Source organism: Endozoicomonas sp. ONNA1 (genome assembly GCF_024606325.1).
In the GTDB taxonomy this organism is placed as follows: Bacteria; Pseudomonadota; Gammaproteobacteria; order Pseudomonadales; family Endozoicomonadaceae; genus Endozoicomonas_A.
On the sequence record NZ_JAHHPN010000445.1, the window covers coordinates 1 to 4459 of the forward strand.

Annotated in this window: 2 protein-coding genes; both read left to right on the forward strand. The window is 47.2% G+C overall.

The window, feature by feature from the left end; genetic code table 11:
* On the forward strand, positions 1-450 hold a 450-nt coding region (locus KDK19_RS10245; protein ID WP_257291875.1), incomplete at its 5' end, for a hypothetical protein.
* Between the two features lie 335 nt (positions 451-785).
* On the forward strand, positions 786-4459 hold a 3674-nt coding region (locus KDK19_RS10250), incomplete at its 3' end, for a hypothetical protein (protein ID WP_257291876.1).

The following is a 4459-nucleotide window of genomic DNA, read 5'->3' on the forward strand; positions in this document are numbered from 1 at the left end:
AGAGAAAGAATCGAAGCATCCGGTACAGAATGCTCCGATGAGATTAAAGAATCACTGACCCAATACCTGGACAACATTCAATCCAGGGATCCTGAAGCCTGTCAGGGTGAACCGGAACCACAAAGCATGAAGCCGCCAGACAACAAAAGAGAAAAGCAGGCGTTTGGACGTTTATGGTTAAAGCTCAACCAGACAGAAGTTTTTAGCATCGAAATACTGACATTACTGGACGACTATTGGGATGAAATGGAGCTTATGCACATAGTGACCATCCTTAAAAAAGCCAAAATCGATATCGCTGACCACACAATGGCAGAATGGAGGCAACGGGCATGCAGTGAAATAAAGCAATTAGGAAGGCGAGACCCTTTATTATCAGAGGTGAATCCTGATGTTTATCAGGGTTGTCAGGAACTAGAGTTACTTGATAGATGTGGGGGTATTTTTTAATGGGTCAGTAGGGCGCTATACATTCCGGTGCAAATGGCAGAGGTCAAGTCAAGAGCCTGAGCCTTATGTCGGGTGGCGTGAAAATAACGAATTATTTCCAATAGCGAATGGGTTCGTGGATGTGTATTTTTTTTAAGCCTGAGTCTACAAGACGCTCACAAAAAAACAAAACTATCTGTTCAATAGCCCGATCACTGCTTCTGTTAGTGACCATAATATATGGGGAGTCGCTACCCGCATTGGAATTAGTCGGCTCAAGTCCGCTACCAACACATTTCTTATATGCGAATATGTTGACTGAACCCGAACGGCCTTACCCCCATTTGGCAGGGTTTATGCGATTCGCCCTCCCTTTGCCAGAGCTGCTGCCGAATAACAGTCCTCCCGCGTCTCTCGAATTGCCTGCGCTACCCATTCGGTCAATGAAGCAAACAAAACGCGCTGACCTTATGGCGATATCCCCTGAAGTCTTGGAGCACTCTTCCAATGCGCTAATCGTCATGGGAGCTGCCGGGGGAGGCAATGACGATAAGACACCTGACGGAAACCACTGGAAACCCAACCCAGAGCCCCAGCCTGAACTTACCCCTGTTCTTTCCCTTATTCAAAAATGCCTGCAACAAAAAAGGCAACTGCTTCGAATGTTACGATTCAAACGACGATGTGCTTTTATTACGAGACAAGCAACACTGGCCCGGATTTTGTCAGACCGGATCATGGTGATTGAAGGGGATCTTCTGGATCTGGAAAGGTCGGATCCTGCTATGATGCATCCGGGACTGGTTCAGGCATGGTTGGCAGAGAATAGTCAGGAACTCAGTGTTTACCGTGAGATCGCTGCTGGCAAAAACTCTGGCCGACAGGCGGGTAGGAGTAAAAATAACCAACCCTGCAGAAGTACCAAAGCATCAACGACCGCGCCAACAAAACAGGCTGGCCAATCCGGCCAGACGCATGGGGCTGCTACCCACAATCAGGCAACCGGCTCAGCAGACGGCAGTGATCGAGGAGGTGGTGACCCACTGAAACCCCCGGCTGAGCAGGATACAGGAAATCCGGTTGTCATTTGCCCCAAGTGTAACAAAGCACTGAATCAACAAGAATTAAAGCTTATAGCCAATGAGACAACAGCTTCAGTGTTTTTATGCAACAAGTGCCTGCAAGGCACTCAGGGTAAAAAAAGAGCAAGACGAACCCGGGAAGAAACAGAGCCGGATGCATCAGAACCTGCTCAGAAAAAAAAGAAAGGCTCGGTTAGAAAGAGAATTAATTCGAAAGCAGTTGCTTCGGAGAAACCACCGGCCAAAAAAAGGAAACCAATAGACACTCAAGTCCCCGACGACCCATTGGAAAGTGTAAAAGAAAATATCCAATACGAATTAAGCGAGGAAGAGCTGGAAAAAGCTCAAACCCTGATGGCGGTATTCAAGAAAAAAAACATCACCGTAAAGCACTCTTTTTATAAACTGCTTGGCTATGTAGAGAGAAAGTTATTTAATGACTTCTTCGATAATGCGATCGTTTTTTTTTGGCACCTTCCTGAAACCTTCAAAAATACCGGTATGCTGACCGGCATGCTAAAGAATAAAAAAAAACATATCCGTGATTTTGCCGAACGTAACCAGGATGAACTTGCATATTTAGCAAGTTTGGATTTATTGACTTCCTTTTCGTCAATGAATAATGGCAAAGGTGTCCCTAAACATGAGGAAGTAAAAGCAATGCTGGACTGGCCGGAATGGAAAGATAAGGATGGCAAGTTCAGTATGGAGCTGTTTCGCTCTATCTCGTCCATGTACAACAGAAACGGCTTACCCAAACATGAGGAGGTGAAAGAGATGCTGAGCTGGCCGGAATGGAAAAACAAGGACGGTGAGTTCAGTGTGAAATTGTTCCGCTCCTTCTCGTCCATGAATCATGGCAAAGGCATGCTCAAACATGAGGAACTGAAAGAAGTGGTGGGCTGGCCGGAATGGAAAGACAGGGATGGTGAGTTCAATATGGAGCTACTCCGCGCCTTCTCGTCCATGAATCGTGGCAAAGGCATGCTCAAACATGAGAAAGTGAAAGAGGTGCTGAGCTGGCCGGAATGGAAAGGCAAAGATGGCGAGTTCAGTGCGGAGCTATTCCGCTCTTTCTCGTCCATGAATAACGGCCAGGGCATCCTCAGCCATGAGAAAGTGAAAGAGGTGCTGGGCTGGCCGGAATGGAAAAACAAGGATGGCGAATTCAGTATTGAGCTGCTCCGCTCCTTTTCGTCAATGTATCATAGCCGTGGGATGCTCAACCACAAGGAAGTGAAAGAGGTACTGGGCTGGCCGGAATGGAAAGACAAGAATGGCGTGTTCAGTTTTGATCTGTTCCGCGCTTTCTCTTCGATTAATCATAGTAAAGGAATGCCCAAACACGAGGACGTGAAAGAGGTACTGGGCTGGCCGGAATGGAAAGACAGTGATGGCGAGTTTAGTATTGAGCTGTTCCGCGCCTTCTCGTCCATGAATAATGGCCTGGGCATCCTCAACCATGAGGAAGTGCAAGACGTGCTGGGCTGGCCGGAATGGAAAAACAAGGATGGCGAGTTCAGTATGGGGCTTTTACGGGCATTCTCGTCCATGAATCATAGCAAAGGCATACTCAAACGTGAGGACGTGAAAGAGGTGCTGGGTTGGCCGGAATGGCGAGACAAGGACGGCCAATTCGATATAGAGCGGTTCCGTCCCTTCTCATCCATGAACAATGGCCTGGGCGTACCCAAACATAAAAAAGTGAAAGAGGTATTGGGCTGGTCGGAATGGAAAGACAGTGATGGCGAGTTCAGTGTGGAGCGGTTTCGCGCCTTCTCGTCCATGTACACCACAATAGGCGTGCTCAAACACAAAGAAGTTAAAGATGTGCTGGACTGGACAAGTTGCGGGGGTGCACCCAATCACCAGCTCCTGCAAGTTATGACCAGACTCTGGAAATCAGAAGGGCTACCTGCTGCCGATGTGCTGCAACGACGGGAAACGGAACTGAAAGAGTGGCTGTCTACAGAATTCACTGAAGAAAACAGCAACTCAGATAATGAAGAGGACAACAATTACAATCTCCAGATAAAAACCGTCGCTCTTTATCTTTCCACCTCTAAGCCAGAGTGGTCACTAAAGTGGACGGCTTTAAAACAATTTCATCAATTCCGTGAAAACAGCAAAACCGTTCTAATGCTGGAATCATTGATAAAGCTGCTGTCTTTTTATGGAGGAAAAGGTGTCGAACTCTACCTTCAGTCCAATGCAAAGGACCGGTTTTTTTTGCGGCGTCATTCGGCTAGAGCCGTGCCTTTGCACGTGTTAAATAAGGCAGTGGTTCTGTTTTCTGCCAATGAATACAGGGGCCGTTTTGTCTATTTCGTCAAGCGGCTGAAGTCATTGCCGGATAAGAGTCTATGGGAACAGCAATCAGCCCGGTTGCAACAATTATCGGAGGTGCTGAAACTCGACTATATGAAAAGGCTCTACTGGGAAATCCTGCAACCCTTAACAAATGATGACCAGTTGCGTTTTCTGGACGCCAGTCATGCCCGGGCAGTATTCGACCTGTTTCCATCGTTCAGCGCCCTGCATAAACTCAGCAAAGAGCATTCCTCTCAGTGGTTTAAGCAGCTGCTTGAGGCCTGCCTTGGGCTAAAAAACCACGAAATCACCAAAGAAGGCATCCAAATACTGCTTGAAGCACTACTCAAAACTCATAGCCTTCTGCCTTGGTATAACGATATTCCCGATCACTTTCTGTCCGGGATGCGAACAACCGACGACAACAACGTTATGATACCTGTCTCGGGACTTATTCCGTCAGGAGAACAACTGGCTCTGAGTTATATCGCGGTGTTGATGCAGAACATCAACGAGATGTTCTTTAGTGTCAGAGGGGAGTGGCTTGAAGTTGAGGTGCCGGGTAAGAGTGTACGAATCTACCGTTTTCCAATGCCGCAGCTGAAAATACAGAATGAAAAAATGGAAATTAGCAACTG